We start from the raw sequence: 22629 nt of genomic DNA, 5'->3' as shown, positions 1-22629 counted from the left end.
TTGACTACAGTTAAAAAAATAGCCAGGAACAATTTATTCTTATTTTCTGGTCAAGTAATAAGTCTAGCTCTTGGCTTATTTTATTTTGCTTATATGGCCGGATATTTAGGGGCTAAAAATTTTGGAATACTGAATACAGCAATCTCTCTTACTTTAATTATCGGACTTTTAGGAGATCTTGGATTAAGCTCGTTAATGACAAGAGAAGTTTCACGTAATCAGTCTCTGGCCCCCAAGTATCTTGGAAATATTCTCTTAGTTAAAGTTTTATTAGCAGTAGTTACTTTTGCAGTTGTTGTAGTTGTAGCAAATACTCTTGGTTATTCTGAGCAGTCAATAAAGGTAATTTATATAATTATGTTATCTACTATTGCAACAAACTTCACTCAGGTTTTTACTTCAATTTTTCAAGCATTTGAAAGATTTGAGTTCCAATCTTTTGGTGTAATTCTAAATAGTATACTGATGACAGTAGGTATTATATTTTCAGTATACCAGAAACTTGATTTAATTTACTTTGCCCTTGTTTACTTTATTGTAAACTCAATTATTTTATTGTATAGTTTTTTTATTTGTCTGAGAAAATTAACATTTCTTGATTTTAACATTGATTGGGCTTTCTTGAAACAAATAATATCAGAATCATTGCCATTCTGGTTAAATAGTGTTTTTGTTCTGATATATTTTAAAATAGACATGGTAATGCTTTCGATAATAAATGGGGACATCGCAGTTGGATTGTACTCAGCCCCTTATAGGTTAATAGATGCACTTAGCTTCATACCTGTAGTTCTTATGAGTACTATGTACCCGGTATTTTCAAAATTCTATGTTAGTTCAAAAGAATCTCTGGAATTTGCTTTTAAAAAATCATTTAAGTTTTTAACAATTATTGCAATTCCAATTGGTATTGGAACTACGATTTTAGCAGAAAGAATTATTTTGTTAATATATCGTGATGTACAATATTCTCCTTCAGCTGTTGCTTTACAAATTTTAATATGGGCAAGTGTTCTGAGTTTTATCAACTATGCCCCTTCAACTTATTTTTCGTCTACAAATAGACAGCGAGCTCTCATGATATTCACCTTCATAGGAGCGGTTCTTAACATATGTTTAAACTTCATATTAATTCCTCGATTCAGTTATAACGGAGCAGCTATTGCAACTGTCTGTTCCGAATTAGCTGTGGGAATACTGATGATTTCTAATATACACGAAGTACAAAACTTATCTGCTTTATTAACTGGTGTTATACTTAAATCGTTAGTAGCAGGAGCTTTTATGGGATTATTTCTGTTAATTTTCCATAATTTCACATTGATATTGCTAATATTATTTGCAGCAATTATATACTTTGTTGTCCTGTATATTGTAAATGGTTTCGAAAAGGAAGAGATCAATTTATTTAATCAGGTGTTTGGAAGATAAAAATGGACTGCCCTAAAATTATTATTATCATTCTCAACTGGAATGGTAAGGAAAATACGATAAATTGCCTTGAAGCTCTCAAGCTAACAACATATCCTAATTATAAGATCATAGTAGTCGATAATGGATCTACAGATGGATCTGTAAAACATTTCAAAGATCATTATCCTGAAGTTAAACTCATTGAAAACAAGAAAAATCTCGGATTTGCTGAAGGGAATAATGTAGCTATAAGAGAAGTCTTGGCAAGACCAGAAATTAAGTACATTGCTTTGCTGAATAATGATACAATAGTAAAACCTGATTGGCTGGAAAAACTCGTAAATGCTCTGGAGTACGATGAAAACATAGGCTCCTGCCAGCCAAAGATATTGTCATTAAGTAATCCGGATACAATCGACGCAGTTGGGATTTATATTAGCAAGAATGGAGGAGCGTATCAGAAAGGTCACAACGAAAAAGACCTCGGCCAATATGACAAGACTACAGAAGTATTCGGAGTATGTGCGGGTGCTGCTCTATATAGAGTAAAAATGTTAAATCAGATAGGTATCTTTGATAAAGATTTTTTTGCTTATTATGAAGATGTTGACCTTGCTATCCGCGCAAGGCTATTTGGATGGAAAAGCGTTTGTGTTCCTCAAGCTGTGATTTATCACATACATTCTGCTACCCTTGGTGACGATTCCCCCTTTAAGACGTATCTTCTTGAAAGAAATTCATACTATTATGTTTTTAAGAGTTTGCCTCGAAAAGTTATTCTATCATTTTTGATCTGGAAAGCTCGTTTCATTTTTTTCACATTATATGATTTAACTAGAAACAAAAAATTCAATATAATAAAATCTATGATTAAAGGAGATCTAGCTGCTCTTGGAAATCTTCCTGTTATTATCTCTAAAAGATCCGAACTTCAAAATAAAAAAATAGTTTCTGAAGAAGATTTTATGATGTTGTTGAGGTAAGAATTAAGTATTTTGCATCAGCACATATTAAAAATACCCCATAAGTTACTTATGCCCAGATAGTTTAATTTAATGGCTAGATTCTGTGTAAAAAATATTTAATATTAACTGTTAAGTTTTAGGGCTAAAAGTGAAGTACAAGATTAAATATATATCCAATTTCAGCTCAAATTTATATTTTAATCGGTTAAAAGACTCATGTTATTGAATATTGGGCAAATACTGCTACTGCATGAGTTCTAACTTGCATAGTTTTTCTTTCAAGCTCAAATTTGGATTATAGTAAGGGTCTCCTGTTTCTAGAAAAATCCTATAAGGTTCTAAAATTCTCTGTACATCAGTGGGTGAAATCTCATCCTTTCTTAGACCTATTCCAAGCTGGTATACAGATACTGTTCCTATGCAAAGATTCCGAAAGCCTTTTTTATGTACCCTCAAGCATAAATCAATATCATTTCCATAGTATTTGTTTTCATCAAAGCCGCCTGCTTGGAAAAACGTTTTTTTGTTTATCATCAAGCATTCTCCGCTGACTGCAAGGTAATCCCTGGACCATGTATCCAAACCAAAGTTAGTCCAGTTGTTTTCAGGATTACCTGAAAAAACATCGTATTTTTCACCGTTCAGACCTAATATGATTCCTGCCTGTTTAATTGTACCATCAACATTGAGAATTTTCGGGCAAACACAACCAATACCTTCTCTTCCTGCGTTTTTCAATAGAGAAATTAGCCAGTTTCTATTAGTGGTTTCTATTCTACTATTCATAAATAATAAATAATCTCCACTGGACTTCTCTGCAGCAAAATTATTAATAGCAGACACATTCCAGGATTCATCATATGTTAAGACTTTTATGGCAGGTTGTTTGTTTGAAGGATCAAAATTAATTGACAATTGTTTTTCATTCTTTTTAGACACCATGAGTAATATTTCGTATCTAGTCTCTTCTGTGTTTTTGATAATGCTGTTAATACACTTTTTAACATGCACATTATCATCAAAATGGATAATAATTGAAACCAGTGGAGACCCTTTTATCTCGTAATCTACCTGGTAATTTGTTCTATTTATAGTGGCAGCTGCTTTTCCATCTATTTTTTTCCTATATAAGTAATCCTGTAATGACCTGATACCGTTAATCTGTGCTTTATCTTTAGAGAAAATATTTAATGCAGTTGAGCCCGGAATCATTCGCCAATGATATAGTATTTTTGGGATATGTTCAACTTGATTTGTTTTTTCTGCAACTCTTAAAAATAGATCGTAATCCTGGCTTCCTTCAAAACCTATTCTGAATCGTCCTACTTCGTCTACAATTGTTTTCCTTATTACGGCAAAATGACAAACATAATTTACTGAGAATAATACATCAGGGGACCAACCAGGTTTGAAAAAAGGGTTGCATCTATTTCCTTTCATATCAATTTTGTCTTCATCACTGTATATAAGATCAATATCAGATTTTTTGTTTAGTACTTTTACAACTTCATAAAGAGCATCGACACTTAATTCATCATCGTTATCAAGTAATCCTATAAATTCACCAGTAGCTAAAAGTAGGGCTTCGTTTGAAGCTCCCGAAATACCACGATTGTTACTCAGGTACTTTACTTTAATGCGGGAATCTAATTCTGAATATTTAGATAAAGTGGATTTTATATGAGGTTTTGTAGAGGCATCGTCGGCGATACATAGTTCCCAGTTGGTATATATTTGATTTATAACAGAATCAATAGCTTTCTCAAGCCAGATTTCGTCCACATTATAAACCGGCATTATTATGCTTATTTTGGGTTTATAAGCAAAGTTTTGTGCTTCTTTTCTACATCTTTCTTTTTTTGTGGCGGTTAGAGTATTTCTTAACATCCATACGTCATATTCATATTGTACTCCAAGGTCTGAAAACGCCTGAAAACCAATTTTGTCATTAAAGTTGTTACCGTCATAAAATAACGTTAACTCCTTTGTTTCATCTGTTTTTTCGTATGAGACTGAGGCCGAAGATTCACCTATGGATTGCAATCTAAAATTAAATATTCTATCTTTGCTTTCTTTTATTGGTTTAAATTTGAATGAAGTATACTCATTATTTTTAATTTCAACACTTTTTACTATAGATTCTCTTATTACCATTTTTTGTTCATTAATTATTTGCAGTTTAAGCTTAAAATTTTCTTTTTGAGAATTAATTGTAAATATATTTATTTTATTCAGGTTGTTTGCTGGAAAATTGAACTTTCCCTGCAAAGTTTTAACAAGAGAGATACCGCCATCAGATTTACTGATTTTTGATTCAAAAATTGGGATTTCTGAAGATTTGATATAATTCTTAAAATTTTGATTTTTAACTTGGTGAATAAATAATTCAAACCCTCTGCGTTTGAGTATCTGGAGATTTAAAATAGCAAAATCATATATTTCTCTTCTTTTCGTATTTAGAGGTAGTTGTTTACTTATCAACCCTTGAAATTTAGTTAAAGCTTGCAGTAAAAAAGATATGTAAGTTTCTTTAATTTTATTTTTTATCATCCAGAGGTAAGCAAACTCTGAACTTCTATTTTTTTTATTGTCCATTAAATCACAACTCAAATAGTTGCATCTGAAATATATTATTGAGAAAGCTATTATGCGTTTTTTGTATGGAGTTCATTTCAAAAACAAGGGAAACTTGCTTGAGTAAACAATGTTATATTTTTCAGTTGCTCAAGTAAACAGTGTTATATTTTACAGTTGCTTGAGTAAACAGTGTTATATTTTTCAGTTATTACTAATAAGGCAGTTTTATACGATTAATTACTTAAATATACTCTGGTATACGTACTTGAAAACAATCATAAATAATTCATAAAGGCTTTTATGAATCTCGAAAATTGTTTTAGATCATAGTCTGACATTTTCCTTTCAATCAAAATGACCAATAAGTTGATATGGATTCATAGAGATTTTTCCTTTACCTTCAAATTATGAAAAAATATGGATCTATATCCATTGTCCTTTGCCAGAATGTTTTCATTAGATATTTATTAATTAGAGATTTGTTATTCTCATAAAAAGTTGGCATCATGTTTGCTCTATCTTTCAAAAAGAATGCTCTGTTCAAGTTCAATAAATTAAAATTTTTAGAATTTATTGGTAAAATGAATTTAGGTTATTCGGTTGCTATTTAATTAAAAGAATACAAATTTAACGGAGACTCAAATTTTTTGAAAATCTCTATTGCTCTTTGCACCTATAATGGTGCTCAATTTTTACAGGAACAACTTGAAAGTATAGCTTTTCAGACACGAGTTCCAGATGAAATGATTGTTTGCGATGATCTATCAAAAGACAATACATTAGAAATTTTAAAGGATTTTGCCTCAAAAGTTTCTTTTCCTGTAACTATATATATTAATGAAAAAAATTTAGGTTCTACTAAAAATTTTGAAAAAGCTATTGGGTTATGCACAGGGGATATTATTTTTTTATCTGACCAAGATGATGTCTGGAATCCTGAAAAAGTGGAGAAAATTGAAAACCAATTTTCTACTTCTCCTTCGACAGCACTTATTTTCACGGATGCAGAATTAGTAGACGAAAATTTAAAGCCTTTGGGATATAGTCAGTGGCAATCTAATGGATTTAATCAAAAAGAGCAAGATTACTTTATTCATGGTAAATTTATTGAAGTATTGCTTAAACGTAATGTTGTAACTGGTTCAACAATGGCGTTTCGTTCGGAATTTAAAAAATTAATTTTTCCTATTCCAGATGCCTGGGTTCATGATGGATGGATAGCACTATTAATTGCTTTTGCGTCCGATTTAAATCTTATATCAGAGCCTCTTATAAAATACCGTCAACATCATCTGCAGCAAGTAGGAGCTGGTGATGAAGGTTTAACCATATATCAGAAAATTCACAGAAAGCTCACTCAGCTAAAAAATTTGGAGTCTGACTACTCTAATTTTCAGCCAGAATGTATAAGATATACATTGGCCTATAAACATTTAGTTAACTCTCGTTTTCCTTCTATAAAAACAAATAAAATTCCACTTCTTAAAGCTCGAGCTTCCCATTACTGTATACGTTCTCATCTACCTGTTAATAGAACAAAAAGAATTCCACTTATTATAAAAGAACTATTAAATATGAATTATCACCACTATTCTGAAGGGATATCCAGTATTGGCGGGGATTTGCTTCGTAATAACAGTGAAATTAAGTAATAATCAAACATCCAGGAACAAAAATGATTTCCAAGGTCGCCATTATTATTCTCAACTGGAACGGTTGGGAAGACACTATAGAATGTTTAGAGTCTATTTATCAAATAGCATATCCTCTTTATGATATCATCTTAGTCGACAATGGCTCAAAAGATAATTCTATACAAAAAATAAAAGACTATGCTGAAGGAAAAATTAAAGTTGAATCTCAATTTTTTGATTATTCTCCCGACAATAAACCTCTCTATTTAAAGGAATTTACAAAAAATGAACTGGACTCCTCAGTTTCTATTAAGAAATCTATTGATAGCCTGGCTCCAAATAAAAATTTGATTATTATTAAAAACGATAATAATTACGGCTTTGCTGAAGGAAACAATATTGGCATTAGATTTGCTTTAAATAACCTTAATCCAGATTATATTCTTTTACTTAATAACGATACAGTTGTTGATCCTTATTTTCTAAAAGAACTTATAACGGTGGCAGAGAGTGACTCACTCATAGGAATACTGGGGCCAACTGTATACGAATACAAAAGTCCTCAAGTAATTCAATCTGCAGGTGCAAAGATTTATTGGAACAAAGGTGAAGTAATTAACCTGACACCTAATGAAAATAAGTATTCAGACGAGCCTGAAAACGTCGACAGTGTAATAGGCTGTGCATTACTTGCAAAAAGTGAATTATTTCATAAAATCGGGTATTTGAATAAAGATTATTTCGCATACCTTGAAGAGACTGAGTGGTGTGTACGTGTTTCTAAAGCATCGTACAAAATAGTTTACGTGCCAAAAGGAAAAATCTGGCACAAAGGTGGAGCTACAAGCAATAAAATAACCGGTTTTACGCTCTTTCACCATACCAGAAACAAGTTTTGGTTTATGAAAAAGCACTCATCAAAAAAACAATACATTTCTTATTTAATTTATTTTTTTGGATTTCGTGCATGGATGATCATTGGTGGCATCTTTTACCGGCAAAAAAATAAGGAAATTTTGCCATCTTTGATTTCTTTCTTGAAAGGAATTCGGGATGGAATTCTGACCTAAGGTCACAATTCCTTATATACTTTTAATGTTTTTTTTGCCGAAGTATCCCAGCTAAACATTTTTGACCTTTTCAGTCCTTTTCTAATCATCTCTTCTTTGAGATCATCATTCATTAATAACTCATACATTTCTTCAGCAAACTTGTTTACATCATATGGATCTACAACTATAGCTGCATCTCCTACAACTTCAGGTAAAGACGAAGTATTTGAAGTTATAACAGGTGTTCCACAAGCCATTGCTTCTAGAGGAGGCATCCCGAACCCTTCATATAAAGAAGGAAATACAAACAGATCCACAGCATTGTATATCTCTGCCAGTTCGGACTCTGAGACATACCCTGTAAAGATGACGTCATTCTGTAAGTTTAGAACCTCTATCTGTTTAAGTAGTCTTTTTCTTACAAACAGGTAATTCGGGGTCCCTACTTTCAATAATTTTATATTTGATATTTTATTTTTTAATTTGCTGAATGAATTTATAAGAAATTGGATATTTTTTCTAGGTTCTTCAGCTCCAACATATAAAATTACTTTTTCACCGTCACCAATATTATATTTTAATAAACATTCTTTACTTCTATCTGGATAGTAGAGATTATGATCCACTGCAGGAGGTATAATCTCTATATTTTCTTCCGGATATTTTATGTATTTACTTATATCCTGCTTAGAGAATTCAGACACCGTAATTATTCTCTCTGCTTTTCTCAATCCCTTTGCATTAAGTTTCCAGAGAGGATTTTGGGTATTATAATATGCTATAGGTATGATATCGTGACAAGTAACAATGGTTTTTTCTAAACCCGTTAATTCTAAAAGAAACGCTAGATCCTGGCGAGTTATATTCTTAACATTGTTCTTATCTACTTTCTTTTTAACAATGAACGGATACGCAAACCATTCAACAACCTTGTTAATTCCGGGTATTCTTGATACATTGGGATATTCTATCCGATTTAATTTGATATCACTTAACCTGCTGTGAATCTCACTTTGATACTTTGACATTCCGAATTTTTCATCTGTTTTAAGACCGTTGATATAATCAATTTCCATATTTATTCTCCAGAAATCCGGAATGATTTATAAAATCCCGCAATTTAAAAGAGCGACTTATTATTTATTCTGAATAGTTTACTCTTTAACCTGACTAACTTAGTTTTTGCCCTTTAGGTATTGTTTTTCAATTTCAGCCGAGACTTCATTCCAATCCATTATGTTTTTATCTATCCCGGATTTTTCTATTTTTTCCTTTCTCACAATATTCTTCAGTGCCCCTGTCACTTTCTCTTTTGAAACCGGACTTTCAATCCCAATACAGTTCCTTCCATCCACAAACTCCTCAAGTGCGCTCCCTTTTGCCACTATACACGGAATTCCCGCAGCCAGTGCCTCAGCAACCGTTATTCCATATGCTTCATGAGAAGAAAGCATCAAAAATATATCCGCATCTGTATAGCATTCAAGCAGTTCTTTCCTTGACAGATCTTTTAACCATTCAATCCTTTTTTCCACCCCTGAACTTTCTGCCATATCGCGAAGCTCAGCTTCGTAAGGCCCCTTTCCGATGATTCTCAACCGGAAATCCTGAAGTTCAGACAAACTCTGGATAATGTACTGTACCCCTTTATATTCTTCCAGGCGACCCACATAGAGAAGAAGCTTTTCTCTTTCGGAGTTCCCATTTAAGCTTTTTCCCGGCTGCCTCAAATCTTCGAACTCTTTAAGGTTTATTCCATTAGGGATCTTTACGGTTTTTGCGGCAACCTCAAAATCTGATTCTACAAGTTTCTTTTCATACTCTGAGACACATATTACGGAATCTGCCCTGGAGAAAATCATTTTCCCAAAAAGCCTGTACGGCTTATGCAGTAAATCGCGGAATGCAGTATGGCCGTGCCGGTGATAATGCGGCGTAAACACAAATTTTCCATTGTGTCTGCTTAAGGATGCGAAGAATGCAGGAAAAGCATGATAACTGTGTGCATGAATTATATCATAGTCGTGCTTTTTGAGATAAGTATAGATCTGAGGAGCGAAGTAATATGCATTTCCCGGAGCAAAAGATCTGAACCTTAGAACTCTTACTCCGTTTATTATCTCTCGCTTTCTCAATTTCCCCGTGGGATCGGTTGTTATAACCTCCACATCGTGCCCTGCTTTAACCAGCCTTTCACTAATTTCTTTTACATGAGTTTCCACTCCACCTATGTCAGGGGAATAACGGGGACAGATCTGGGCTATTTTCAAGGCTGAACCTCTTTTATACTGGAATCTATGTGGAGTAATGCATTAGTTTAATATAAAGATAATGTGATAGTTTAGGCAAATGACATCTAATAAAAGCGTTTGCATAGTCGGACCTTCGAAACGTTTTTTGAGCGGCATCAGTTATTATACTATCCGTCTAGCAAATGCCATGTCTGTGGAAAAAGAAGTCTCAGTAGTTTGCTTTCGGCAGTTGCTTCCAACTTTTCTGTTTCCCGGAAAATCCCATGTTGGAAAGAATATTTCTGACCTGGATTTTTCGCCCCGAATACCTGTATTTAACGGCATGGACTATAACAATCCACTGACCTGGATTCAAGCATACCGCTTTCTTAAAGCACAAAAACCGGATATTATAGTTTTGCAGTGGTGGACGTCCTCGGTTGCGCATATGCAGCTTTTGCTAAAGATATTTGCAGGTTTGCTGAATAAACCTAAAATAATTATCGAATTTCATGAAGTTGTAGATCCTTTTGAAGAATCAATACTTCCAATTCGGTTATACTCAAAAATAACAGGGAAATTGCTGCGTAAAAACCTTGATGCATATATTACTCATTCCGAATCCGATAAAGAGCTTGTTGCAAAAAGGTATTCTATTTCTCCTGAAAAAATCCATGTGATCCCGCATGGACTTTATGACCAGTACGGAGAATTGCTTGACATAAAAGAAGCAAGAAGAAATCTCTCAATAAAGGACGATTTCGTTATACTCTCCTTTGGCTTAATTCGAAAGTATAAGGGAACTCCCTACCTTATCAGGGCCTTTGAACAGCTTCCCCCCAAAATTCTCGAAAAAAGCCGGTTATTGATTGTCGGGGAAATCTGGGAAGACCGCAAGGAATTACTTGACCAGATTAAAGCTTCTCCTTTTCATGATAAGATTACACTGGTAGACGAATATGTTCCTGACGAAAAAGTAAACCTGTATTTCAGTGCTGCAGATGTGGTAGTCCTGCCTTACCTGAGAGCTTCTCAGAGTGGAATTGCGCATATTGCCATGTCTTTTGGAAAGCCTGTTGTTGTTTCAGAAGTAGGTGGCTTAAAAGAATCAATGGCTAACTATGAAGGAACTTTTTTTGTACCCCCTGCTGATATTGATTCTATTAGAGAAGCTATTCTCAGCCAGTTTGGAGAGAGAAAGCATTACGAAGCTCCTGATCAGAAATGGGATAGAATTATAAACTGTTACATAGAATTAATACAATCTATTTAATTTTCTTTTTCATAATTTTACCTAAATTTATAATGTTCAATTTATAAAGGGGATACTATGAGTTCTCAGGATCATCCTGTATCATCATTCAAAAATAAAATAAAATCCAGTTGGCCTTATATTCTGGCAGTTGGAATAATCGGTTTTGTGTCTCTATGGATCAGAATACTTCCTTCAGATAGAGTGCTTTTACCTGGCGGAATTGTGAAGTTCACGACCAATGATGCATGGTACCATATGCGTACCTTAAGGGTTCTGCTTGAAAACTACCCCCACAGGATGTTTTTCAATCCCATGACCAACTATCCTACTGGGAGTTACATACATTTTGGTCCATTGTTCGATCAAATGATGGCTGTTACTTCACTGATTCTAGGTCTGGGCCATCCCAGCTCTCATCTTGTTGACACTATAGGAGCTTATTTCCCTGCCGTGCTCGGTGCCCTAACTGTTATTCCGGTTTACTACATAGGAAAATATCTTGGAGGCCATAAAACAGGGATTCTGGCTGCGATCCTGATTGCATTTGCTCCAGGGCAGTTTCTGTCCCGTTCAATGATTGGCTTTGCAGACCATCATGTTGCCGAGTCGCTATTCAGTACTTTCTTCATGATGTTTTTCATGCTGGCTTTGATTTCAGCAAAGAAAAAAAAGCTGCGTTTTGAAGACGTGTTCAATAAGAAATTCACTGTCCTGAAAGAACCGTTTATATACTCAGTTCTGGCGGGAGTCATGTACTCAGCCTACCAGCTTTGCTGGCCAGGAGGTTCGCTGTTCTTATTAATAGTTCTGGTTTACGCTATATTCCAGTATATCTTGGACAACTTCAGGAATGAGTCCAGTGACTACCTTGGGTTTACAGGCATAGTCACCTGTCTGGTAAGTACAATACTTATCCTTCCATTTGTCCATCCAGATATGGGTTTTTCTATGTACTATTACTCATGGTTCCATGTTATCACATCTCTTGGGACAATGGCAGGTTTTGTAGCTTTGAGTTTCATTGAAAGGGAATTCAAAAGAAAGCAGATGAAGGCTTATTACTACCCTCTACTAATCATAGGAGTTGGAATTCTCGGGCTTATATTTATCAAGGTTTTATCTCCATCACTTTATTCCCTGATTATGCATGCACCAAGCACTGTTTTTGGGATTCAACAGGGAGGACCTTCAACAATTCTGGAAGCTTCGTCAATATTTTACGATTATGGCGTTTTTACTCTATCTAAAGTTTATTCAAATTTCACTACTACGGGATTTCTCGCTTCTATTCTAGGAATGCTTATTCTGGCTGCGAACCTGTTCAGAAAACCAAAGCCTCAGGAATTTCTGGTTCTTGTCTGGAGTTTCTTTATTCTCCTCGCAATTTACGGACAGAACCGTTTTGCATACTACTATTCAATAAACGTTTCAATCTTGAGTGCATATCTGGGAGGCCTGTTACTTGAAAAAGTGAAATGGAGTGAACTTGACCAGAAGTTCAAAAGTAATGTAAAATCGCCTGCAGATATACCGAAAGCATTGAAATTCGTCAAAATAGAGCAGGTTTTTGCAGTCCTGCTTATAGTGGTATTTCTGATTTATCCAGTATATGGATCTGCAACGTCATATACAAAAATGGTATACGCTCAGCCCCTTCAGCCCTGGGAAGAAGCTTGTACCTGGCTTAGCTCAAACACTCCGGACCCTGGTATGAACTACAATACTGTTTATGAAGCCCCGAAAAATGGAGAACTTTTCAATTATCCTGATACTGCCTATGGTGTTATGTCCTGGTGGGATTACGGACACTACATAGAGACAATAGGGCACAGGATGCCAAATGCGAACCCATTCCAGGCTGGAGTGGGAGGACGCAGGGTAAGCATTAACGAGACAAACCAGCCAGGTGCAGCAACCTTTCTTACAGCTCCATCGGAAGAAGAAGCAAGTGCGGTGCTTGAAGCCATAGACCCAAGGCCTGACAAAGCAGGTGCCAGATATATAGTGTCTGATGCTAAAATGGCTACAGGGATATTCAGCTCAATTGCTACCTGGACCCTTGATACTGAAGGGTACTACCAGGCTTACGGGACAGGCAGCATACCATCTACCCGATATTTTAATTCCATGGAAGCAAAACTGCATATTTTTGACGGAAACGGCTTGAAACAGTACCGTATGGTTCACGAGACTGAGGCCTACCAAACTGGTGAGGTAGGGTATAAATATGTCTACAATAACTTATACGGAGGCAAACTTCCTGAAGTAGATACCGGTTATGTAAAAATTTTCGAGTACGTCAAAGGTGCAAATATAACAGGCACGGCTTCCCCCAATGAGACCGTTAATATAAATACGACAATTCTTACGGATCAGGGAAGGACCTTTGAATACTCGCAGTCAACAACTGCAGACTCTCAAGGAAGGTACGAGTTCACAGTGCCTTATTCAACCGACGGCCCAATTACAGGAGAAACGCAGTTTGATACTGCACCTTCAGGACCCTATGTATTGAGTTATGGCGATACGACAAAAGAAGTAAGAGTAAATGAAGAAGCCGTATTAAAGGGAGAACAGATAAAAGTCTGAAAAATCTCGAAATGTACAATGTGTTAATAAATGTACAGAGTGTTAATAAATGTACAGAGTGTTAATCTCACACTTTTATTCCTTTTCCCTACTTTTATATTTTTGTTTTTATTTTTTGATGAGGCTTATTTTTTAATATTTTTGAAGTAGCCCCCATGTTTCCAGAATGAGTATTTTTATATATTCACCGATTACATATACTTTTATATACTAGCAATAAAATTATTTTATATGTCAAAGAGCTTCTTAAAGTGGAACCAAAAGATTGCATCGTCTTTATGAAACGTTTAAAAAGACTTATTACTATTTCCAAATAGGCAGCTTTAGAGAGGCTGTAGTCGAGAAAGAAAAGTAAACCTCCTCCAGGAATACTGAATCTTTTGCAGACTGTCCTCCCCGACTCATTATGAAAGCTGCAGGAGTTTCTAAAAATGAATAAGCAGGATTATAAATAATCAGACTGATTTACCTGCGTAGGGTAATATTATCTATTTGATTTTCTTCTTCCACAAATTATATATTTAATTGAAAAACTTACCTCTTAAAGGGGATTATTATGAGTTCTCAGGATCATCCTGTATCATCAATTCAAAACAAAATCAAGTCCAGCTGGCCTTATACACTGGCAGTTGCGATAATCGGTTTTATATCTCTATGGGTCAGAACACTTCCTTCAGATTCAGTGTTCTTATCCGATGGATCAGTAAAGTTTGCGACCAACGATGCATGGTACCATATGCGTACCTTAAGGGTTCTGCTTGAAAACTACCCCCACCGGATGTTTTTCAATCCTATGACCAACTATCCTACTGGAAGTTACATACATTTTGGTCCATTGTTCGATCAAATGATGGCTGTTACTTCACTGATTCTAGGTCTGGGCCATCCCAGCTCTCATCTTGTTGACACTATAGGAGCTTATTTTCCTGCAGTTCTCGGAGCTCTGACTGTCATTCCGGTTTACTACATAGGCAAATATCTTGGAGGCCATAAAACAGGGATTCTGGCTGCGATCCTGATTGCATTTGCTCCAGGGCAGTTTCTGTCCCGTTCAATGATCGGCTTCACAGACCATCATGTTGCCGAGTCGCTATTCAGTACTTTCTTCATGATGTTTTTCATGCTGGCTTTGATTTCAGCAAAGAAAAAAAAGCTGCGTTTTGAAGACGTGTTCAATAAGAAATTCACTGTCCTGAAAGAACCGTTTATATACTCAGTTCTGGCGGGAGTCATGTACTCAGCCTACCAACTTTGCTGGCCAGGAGGTTCGCTGTTCTTATTAATAGTTCTGGTTTACGCTATATTCCAGTATATCTTGGACAACTTCAGGAATGAGTCCAGTGACTACCTTGGATTTACAGGCATAGTCACCTGTCTGGTAAGTACAATACTTATCCTTCCATTTGTCCATCCAGATATGGGGTTTTCTATGTACTATTACTCATGGTTCCATGTTATCACATCCATTGGAACAATGGCAGGCTTTGTGGCTTTGAGTCTCATTGAAAGGGAATTCAAAAGAAAGCAGATGAAGGCTTATTACTACCCTCTACTAATCATAGGAGTTGGAATTCTCGGGCTTATATTTATCAAGGTTTTATCTCCATCACTTTATTCCCTGATTATAAACGCTCCAAGTACTGTTTTTGGGATTCAACAGGGAGGACCTTCAACAATTGGTGAAGCTACTTCTATATTTTATAATAGTGGCGTCTTTACCCTGTCTAAAGCTTTTTCAAATTTCACTACTGCGGGATTTCTCGCTTCTATTCTAGGAATGCTTATTCTGGCTGCAAACCTGTTTAGAAGACCAAAGCCTCAGGAATTTCTGGTTCTTGTCTGGAGTTTCTTTATTCTCCTCGCAATTTACGGACAGAACCGTTTTGCATACTACTATTCAATAAACGTTTCAATCCTGAGTGCATATCTGGGAGGCCTGTTACTTGAAAAAGTGAAATGGAGTGAACTTGACCAGAAGTTCAAAAGTAATGTAAAATCGCTTGCAGATGTCCCGAAAGCATTGAAATTCGTCAAAGTACAGCAGGTTTTAGCAGTCCTGCTTATAGTGGTATTTCTGATCTATCCGGTATATGCATATGCAATGCTATATGCAGTTGGCTCAGACGAGCCAAATGAGCCGTGGACGGAAGCCTGTAACTGGCTTCGCTCAAACACCCCGGATCCTGGTATGAACTACAATGCCGTTTACGAAGCCCCGAAAAACGGAGAACTTTTCAATTATCCTGATACTGCCTATGGTGTTATGTCCTGGTGGGATTACGGACACTATATAGAGACAATAGGGCACAGGATGCCAAATGCGAACCCATTCCAGGCAGGAATAGGAGGTCGCAGGGTAAGCATTAACGAGACAAATCAGCCAGGAGCTGCAACCTTCTTCACAGCCCCATCGGAAGAAGAAGCAAGTGCAATACTTGAAGCCATAGACCCAAGGTCCGACAAATCAGGCTCACGATATATAATGTCTGATGCCAGAATGGCTACAGAGATATTCGGGGCAATGCCTGCCTGGACTCTTGATACTGATGGTTACTATCAGGCTTACTGGACAGGCAGCCAATATCAGAGCATACCATCTACCCGATATTATAATTCCATGGAAGCAAAACTGCATATTTTTGACGGAAACGGCTTGAAACAGTACCGTATGGTTCACGAGACTGAGGCCTACCAAACTGACGAGGTAGGGTATAAACAGATATACAATTACTTCTACGGAGGCAAACTCTCAGAAGTAAATACCGGTTATGTAAAAATTTTCGAGTACGTCAAAGGTGCAAACATAACAGGCACGGCTTCCCCCAATGAGACCGTTAATATAAATACGACAATTCTTACGGATCAGGGAAGGACCTTTGAATACTCGCAGTCAACAACTACAGACTCTCAGGGAAGGTACGAGTTCACAGTGCCTTATTCAACCGACGGCCCAATTACAGGAGAAACCCAGTTTGATACTGCACCTTCAGGACCCTATGTATTGAGCTATGGCGATACGACAAAAGAAGTGAAAGTAAGTGAGGAAGCTGTATTAAAGGGAGAACAAATAAAGGTATAAAGCTACGGAGTGTACTATTGCGTACTCTCTTCACCTTTATTTTTCCTTCTTATCCCTTTGCTTTTATTCTTGGATTCTATCTTTTCAACCTTATTTTTAAGTCAGGTCTGCAGTTTTACTTCATTTTCCCGCTATCTAGATATACCATTAAAAAAACCTACTTCGCAGGTGAAGTGTGATGAAAAACCCTATCATAGGCCGAATCTGGAAATTCGGAGACGATATCGATACAGATGTAATCATTCCTGGTAAATACCTGCGGACCAAAGATATGCAGGTTTTTGCAGCTCATGCAATGGAAGGTATTGACCCCGAGTTTGCAAAAAAAGTAAAGCCAGGGGATGTTATTGTAGCAGGCAGCAATTTCGGCTGCGGCTCCTCAAGAGAACAAGCTCCCCTTGCTTTAAAACATGCAGGTATAGCTTGCATTGTTGCAAAATCTTTCGCAAGGATATTTTTCCGAAATGCAATCAATGTAGGGTTACCTCTTATTGAAGCCGATATAGAGTGCCAGGAGGGCGATGAGGTCAGGGTTGATCTGCTAAAAGGCGAGGTTACAGTTTCAGGTAAAGGCACATTCAGGGGAAATAAATTGCCGGATTTCCTTCTCCAGATACTTGCTGACGGCGGGCTTGTAACTCATAGAAAAAAACTCAAGAGCAAGCAAAAAGAATAATTTGTCCGGTAAATATCAAAATATACCGAAAAAATACACTGAAAAATACGCCGAAAACATGCCGGAAATTAATTCAATTTGGCAATTACTAAAATAATAGTAACCTAGAATCGATAACCTAGAATCGGTAACCTAGAACCGATAACCCAGAAACAATAACCCAAAGAAAAAGATAACCCAAAGAAAACGATATCTATGATTTTTCCTGATGAGTATAAGTATGTGGGCATAACAAAATCCTTCTGCCCGGGCACTGAGGAGCCGATCTATTTTCTGACTGACTACCTGATTGCAGAAAAAGAAAATCCTCAGACAGGCGAGTACGAATATGCAGTTTATCACGTAAAAAAAAGCGGAGAGGGATTGCTCAGGAAAGTTGAAACTCTCGAAACAATAGCCTCAGGAGAAGAGGTGGTAAAGTATGACAGGGAATTAAACATAAAAGACCGCACACTCCTGATCGAAACTGCAGAAAAGCTCTGTACCGGCGAAGTGAACACCGTAATTTTTACAGGTATGGATAAGCATGTCACTTTTATTCATGCCCCTGACCTTTCAAGCATTCTTGAGCTAGAAATCCTTGACGTTGCTCCTCCTTATCCATCCTGGCTTTCTCTTGTTGTGAAAAGGCTTGAAGCCAGTGGCATTTTCGGGGATCTCCAAATCAGGTTTACTGAAAAGATAATTGACCTCAGGCGCTTTGAAGGGAAAAATACAGTTTTTCCATGTAGCGCGTCTGGACTGGAAGGCAAGTGCCTGGATTCGGATGTGCTCACAGAAAATGGACATTTACTTGTAGGATGCGAGATTTCGAAGACTCTTTTTGAGATGCGTTTTCCTGAACTTGAATACTCCTTTATAAACATCTGTCCTTTCAAGTCTGAAATAGTTGTGCCCTCAAAATCCTTTATTACCCGCTGCTGCAGGTCTGAGAATTCAGGGTTTGTAAAGATTTCGGGGTTTGACGGAGCTGTAGTTCACTGGGGAGCATCGGAGTACCAGGTTGCTGAAGCTATCCGAAAACTTGTAAACCGTCTTAGACAGAGTTCAGAGAATCTAAATAGCCAGAACGTGTAAGAGTGTTCACAAAGTAAACTGCAAGACTGCTAAATTTACTTGTGGAAACGTACCACTGGAAACTGATGATTAAATAAATTGCCATGTGCGAAATTCTATTTACTTATTTTGTACCTTTTTTGAGCATTAATACTGCCTGCTCCTGCTCTCCAATTTTCATCAACGCTTGACGATAAACACGTAGGTTGGATTCACTTAGAAGAGCAGGACTCGTATTACTTTTTTGTCAGTAACAATCTTGGGTATAAGAGTCTGACCAACGTTAATTAATCACATGTTTGTGATTAAATCATGATTTTTTTCATTATACATACATTAGTTTAGTATATATAGGAATCTCTGACAAAATTTGGAAAAAGTTATAATCTATGAAGAACATCCTTTTAAGGGATCATTTACCAGCGACGCTCGTAATTGAGGGAATTTGAGGGGAACGTCAAAGATTTAAGCGACTCATGCAATCGGAAGTGGGTAGCCGATTACATAACAAAATTAAATCTGGGGGTAATGCTATTCTTTTGCTCATGACTGTGGGGGTTATTGGATTCATTGTGGGGGTTTTCTTGCTGAAGTTCGTGTTTGTAACAGTTGCGGTGCAGGCTTCACTTGCTTATAACGCAATCATTGGGCATAATATTCAGGAGAAGTATCAACAGGTGAATATGATACCTGATTGGGTTAAAACTCTCGCGGACAACAATATATACCAGCGATATTCGCTTGATCCACTGCGTGTTGTAAAATATCCGGCGTTTTATAGAAAAGGCTTTAAGTTTTTTAATAGAAATCAGTATAAATATGCTGTTTCTTATGAAGGCAACGGTAAGTATACCGTCTATAGAAAAGTGAGGGCAGGCATATCGGGCAATAAAACAAAAACAATGGTTGAAGAAAAATCTGAAATTAAGGTATGAGCAGAACTAAGGTACAAGCAGAGTTATTTAACCGAAATGCGGCCAAGACTATGCCAATATGTATGAACAGAACTAAGGTGCGAGCAGAGTGTGAAAATATCCGCACAGCAATTTAATTTAAACACTGTCCGTTCTAATCATGTTACGCAGACCTTTCAGGCTTAGTCTGTCTGGAGTTTGACGAGATCTTATTATCCAGTATCCTCTCAAACAGTATTTTTCATTAGTGACCTGCACAGAAAACATAGTTTTAAATCTGATTGTAGATTTATTGAATCATCAAAAGGGCAATAATCAGACACAGAGGTATTTTGAGGATTTCAAGTCTCAAATATCCTCATGTACTAAAGCTCTAATGATGCCTAAATCATGTGTTAAAGCTCTAATTATCTCTAAATCATATACTGAAGGTTTAACTATCCCGAAAAACCCTATCTATAAAACGAAACTGGAGTTCACTTAATGTCTTTCCTTACTAATTTCCTTTTAGGACTTGGGCTTTCAATGGATGCATTTGCAGTTTCCATGTCCAGCAGTACTACGATAAGGCCTTTTCATCAAAAGGATGCACTGAAGCTTGCTGTCTTTTTTGGAGGATTTCAGGCTTTCATGCCCGTACTGGGCTGGCTTGGAGGGAGTGCAGTAAGCGGCTTTGTATCAAACTATGCTTCCTGGATTGCTTTTGGGCTTCTGACCTTTATAGGAGGCAAAATGATTTATGAGGCTCTTTACGGAGACCCGGATGGGAAGATAAATTCCCTCAATTATTCTGTGCTTCTGATGCTCGCAATCGCTACAAGTATAGATGCCCTTGCCGTGGGAATTAGCTTTGCTTTTCTCAATACTCCTATTCTTGAACCTGTGATTATAATAGGTTGTGTGACCTTTGTCATGTCTTTCTGCGGAGCAGTCCTGGGACACAGAATAGGTCATTTTTTTGAGCACGAAGTTGAGATTATTGGAGGGCTTATTCTCATAGGGATTGGTGGAAAAATCCTTGCCGAACATCTTCTCTGGATCTGACAAATCCTCAAGATCTCAAAAAGTTACGCCAGATTCATATACCCCTAACTAAGATGCAGTTAATATGAGACTGGCTGTAATCGAAGGTGATGGAATAGGTAGGGAAATAATCCCTGCAGCTGTTAAAGTCCTTGATGCTTTCGGGCTTGAGTTTGAAAAAGTTCCCCTAGAACTTGGCTATACCCGGTGGGAAAGAACAGGAACTGCAATATCAAATAATGATCTGGAAACTATAAAGGGGTGCGATGCTGTCCTTTTTGGAGCAATTACTACTGTACCGGATCCGAATTACAAAAGCGTGCTCCTGACCATACGAAAAGAACTGGATCTGTATGCTAATGTCAGGCCTGTAAAACCTCTGCCCGGCATAACAGGAGTTACCGGGAGAAACGATTTCGATTTTATTATTGTCAGGGAAAACACTGAAGGGCTGTATTCGGGAATTGAAGAAATAGGGCCTGAACTCTCCTGGACGAAAAGAGTCGTCACCCGGAAAGGTTCCGAGCGGATTGCAGAATATGCCTGTAAGCTTGCAAAGAAAAGAAAGAACAAGCTGACCATTGTCCATAAATCCAATGTCCTGAAATCCGACAAGCTGTTCCTCGATGTTTGCAGGCAAACTGCCAGTGCTAACGGCGTGGAATATGAGGATATGCTGGTTGACTCGATGGCTTACAACCTTATTATGCGCCCTGAAAGGTATGACATTGTGGTTACAACGAACCTCTTCGGAGACATTTTAAGTGATATGTGCGCAGCCCTTGTAGGAAGTCTCGGCCTTGTCCCAAGCGCCAATATAGGGGAGAAATATGCCTTCTTCGAACCTGTGCACGGGAGCGCACCTGACATTGCCGGAAAGGGCATTGCAAATCCGCTTGCTGCGATCCTCTGTGTAAAGATGCTACTCGAATGGATGGGAGAACCTCGATCTCAAATTATCGATGAGGCAATAGCCTATGTGCTTCAAAAGAAAATCATCACTCCTGACCTCGGAGGAACGGCCAGCACAATGGAAGTAGGAAACGCAGTTGCGGAATATGTGTTGAGTAATATACAGGATCGGCGCAGCCCACCCTGGTAACATAGTTCAACTTGATAACATAGTTCAACTTGATAACACAGTTCAACTTGGAGGGCTGGATAGCCTCCTGCCAGAGGAGAGTTTTTAATGCTTTAAACCCTTTTTTATAATAAGGCGCAGTTACATTTTTATCAAAAATGACTGCGCACTTAAATTCTGACTTATCGCTAACGAATGAATGGGGGGTTCATTCTGCGTCAATTTTTCGACATCTCGCTGCCTATTACGGAAGAAATGGTTGTATATCCGGGAAAGCCGGGACCTTCTATAAAGAGATATGCCTCTGTCCCGAGGGATAAAGTAAATGAGTCTATCCTGACCCTGGGAAGCCATACAGGTACTCACGTAGAGTCCAAACTGCATCTTCGGGACGGTAGAGAAGGAGCTGCTGATCTGCCTCTTGACCATTTTTATGGAAAGTGTAGAGTTTTTGACCTTGCACTGGTAGAAAGCGAAATTCACAGGCAAGACCTTGAAGAATTTGAAATCGGACCTGAAGAAATAGTGCTTCTCAAGACCAGAAACTCGGCCCTTGGGTACGTGAAATTCCTTGAGAATTATGTACACCTTAAAATGGACGCAGCCGAATACCTCGTCAATGCCGGAATCAAAACTCTGGGATTTGATTATCTCAGCATTAAAAAGCCTGAAGGGGACGATGAAGTCCGTGAGCTGCTGATAAATAACACAACTTTGTTCTTAGGGCTCAACCTTGCCGGCATTCATGAAGGAGAATATACATTCATAGGCCTGCCTCTACGTATAGATACGGACGGAGCTCCGGCAAGAGTGATACTTGTTAAAGAATAACACGTTTCATAATAAAATCCTGTTTTATATTTTTGACCATTTTATATTTTGACTGTTTTATATTTTAGCTATTTTTGTGTTTGATTCTTGAATTGTTTTTTAGGATTTCCCCACAAATGATTCCTTTCTTCCAAACTTGCTTTTCATCATTTGAGTTCTCTGGAACGTTTGCTTATATTCTCTAAAAAGTTCGAACTGCTCATAGTATTGAGCTCTTTCGATTATCTATTCAAAAAACTCATTCATGTGGATC

The 22629-nt window shown here is 37.2% G+C and carries 16 protein-coding genes; 13 read left to right on the top strand and 3 right to left on the bottom strand.

What is annotated here, in order from left to right:
- Both MSBRW_RS04050 and MSBRW_RS04045 read left to right on the top strand, forming a co-directional pair.
- Nucleotides 1–1431 carry a flippase gene (locus MSBRW_RS04050; protein ID WP_011305273.1) on the top strand — a complete coding sequence of 477 codons (1431 nt, stop codon included), beginning with the start codon at nt 1–3 and terminating at the stop codon, nt 1429–1431.
- A gap of 2 nt (nt 1432–1433) precedes the next feature.
- The gene (locus MSBRW_RS04045) at nt 1434–2396 is read left to right on the top strand and encodes a glycosyltransferase family 2 protein (protein WP_011305274.1); all 963 of its coding nucleotides are present in this window, start codon (nt 1434–1436) and stop codon (nt 2394–2396) included.
- Nucleotides 2397–2621: 225 nt separating this feature from the next.
- Here the strand turns inward: MSBRW_RS04045 and MSBRW_RS04040 are convergent, their stop codons facing one another.
- A complete protein-coding gene (locus tag MSBRW_RS04040) occupies nt 2622–4973 on the bottom strand; it encodes a glycosyltransferase family 2 protein (protein ID WP_011305275.1) in 2352 nt (783 codons plus the stop codon).
- Nucleotides 4974–5602: 629 nt separating this feature from the next.
- Here MSBRW_RS04040 and MSBRW_RS04035 point away from each other — a divergent pair.
- Nucleotides 5603–6607, top strand: coding sequence for a glycosyltransferase family 2 protein (locus tag MSBRW_RS04035; protein ID WP_011305276.1), 1005 nt, complete (start codon nt 5603–5605; stop codon nt 6605–6607).
- 23 nt (nt 6608–6630) lie between these two features.
- Complete coding sequence (locus MSBRW_RS04030; RefSeq protein ID WP_011305277.1) at nt 6631–7659, top strand: glycosyltransferase family 2 protein; 1029 nt, start codon at nt 6631–6633, stop codon at nt 7657–7659.
- Between the two features lie 2 nt (nt 7660–7661).
- Here MSBRW_RS04030 and MSBRW_RS04025 read toward each other — a convergent pair whose 3' ends face one another.
- Nucleotides 7662–8717, bottom strand: coding sequence for a glycosyltransferase family 4 protein (locus tag MSBRW_RS04025; protein ID WP_011305278.1), 1056 nt, complete (start codon nt 8715–8717; stop codon nt 7662–7664).
- 99 nt (nt 8718–8816) lie between these two features.
- Nucleotides 8817–9911 carry a glycosyltransferase family 4 protein gene (locus MSBRW_RS04020; protein WP_011305279.1) on the bottom strand — a complete coding sequence of 365 codons (1095 nt, stop codon included), beginning with the start codon at nt 9909–9911 and terminating at the stop codon, nt 8817–8819.
- A gap of 79 nt (nt 9912–9990) precedes the next feature.
- Between MSBRW_RS04020 and MSBRW_RS04015 the strand changes: the two genes are divergently transcribed.
- From MSBRW_RS04015 to MSBRW_RS03975, 9 genes are all read left to right on the top strand, one after another.
- Nucleotides 9991–11145: a glycosyltransferase gene (locus MSBRW_RS04015; protein WP_011305280.1), complete on the top strand. Its 1155-nt coding sequence runs from the start codon at nt 9991–9993 to the stop codon at nt 11143–11145.
- 57 nt (nt 11146–11202) lie between these two features.
- A complete protein-coding gene (locus MSBRW_RS04010) occupies nt 11203–13716 on the top strand; it encodes an oligosaccharyl transferase, archaeosortase A system-associated (RefSeq protein ID WP_011305281.1) in 2514 nt (837 codons plus the stop codon).
- 556 nt (nt 13717–14272) lie between these two features.
- Nucleotides 14273–16795 (top strand): oligosaccharyl transferase, archaeosortase A system-associated, encoded by a 2523-nt coding sequence (locus tag MSBRW_RS04005; RefSeq protein ID WP_011305282.1) that lies wholly within the window; start codon nt 14273–14275, stop codon nt 16793–16795.
- 178 nt (nt 16796–16973) lie between these two features.
- Nucleotides 16974–17471: a homoaconitase small subunit gene (hacB, locus tag MSBRW_RS04000; RefSeq protein ID WP_011305283.1), complete on the top strand. Its 498-nt coding sequence runs from the start codon at nt 16974–16976 to the stop codon at nt 17469–17471.
- 195 nt (nt 17472–17666) lie between these two features.
- Nucleotides 17667–18548 (top strand): DUF7714 family protein, encoded by an 882-nt coding sequence (locus MSBRW_RS03995; RefSeq protein ID WP_011305284.1) that lies wholly within the window; start codon nt 17667–17669, stop codon nt 18546–18548.
- 518 nt (nt 18549–19066) lie between these two features.
- Nucleotides 19067–19462, top strand: a complete 396-nt coding sequence (locus MSBRW_RS03990; RefSeq protein WP_196298025.1) for a hypothetical protein — start codon at nt 19067–19069, stop codon at nt 19460–19462.
- 462 nt (nt 19463–19924) lie between these two features.
- Nucleotides 19925–20485 (top strand): manganese efflux pump MntP, encoded by a 561-nt coding sequence (locus MSBRW_RS03985; RefSeq protein ID WP_011305286.1) that lies wholly within the window; start codon nt 19925–19927, stop codon nt 20483–20485.
- 64 nt (nt 20486–20549) lie between these two features.
- Nucleotides 20550–21566, top strand: coding sequence for an isocitrate/isopropylmalate dehydrogenase family protein (locus tag MSBRW_RS03980; RefSeq protein ID WP_011305287.1), 1017 nt, complete (start codon nt 20550–20552; stop codon nt 21564–21566).
- Between the two features lie 234 nt (nt 21567–21800).
- The gene (locus MSBRW_RS03975; RefSeq protein ID WP_196298024.1) at nt 21801–22376 is read left to right on the top strand and encodes a cyclase family protein; all 576 of its coding nucleotides are present in this window, start codon (nt 21801–21803) and stop codon (nt 22374–22376) included.
- The last annotated feature ends 253 nt before the right edge of the window (nt 22377–22629 follow it).

This window comes from Methanosarcina barkeri str. Wiesmoor, from assembly GCF_000969985.1.
In the GTDB taxonomy this organism is placed as follows: Archaea; Halobacteriota; Methanosarcinia; order Methanosarcinales; family Methanosarcinaceae; genus Methanosarcina; species Methanosarcina barkeri_B.
This window is presented reverse-complemented; position numbering and strand designations above follow the sequence as displayed.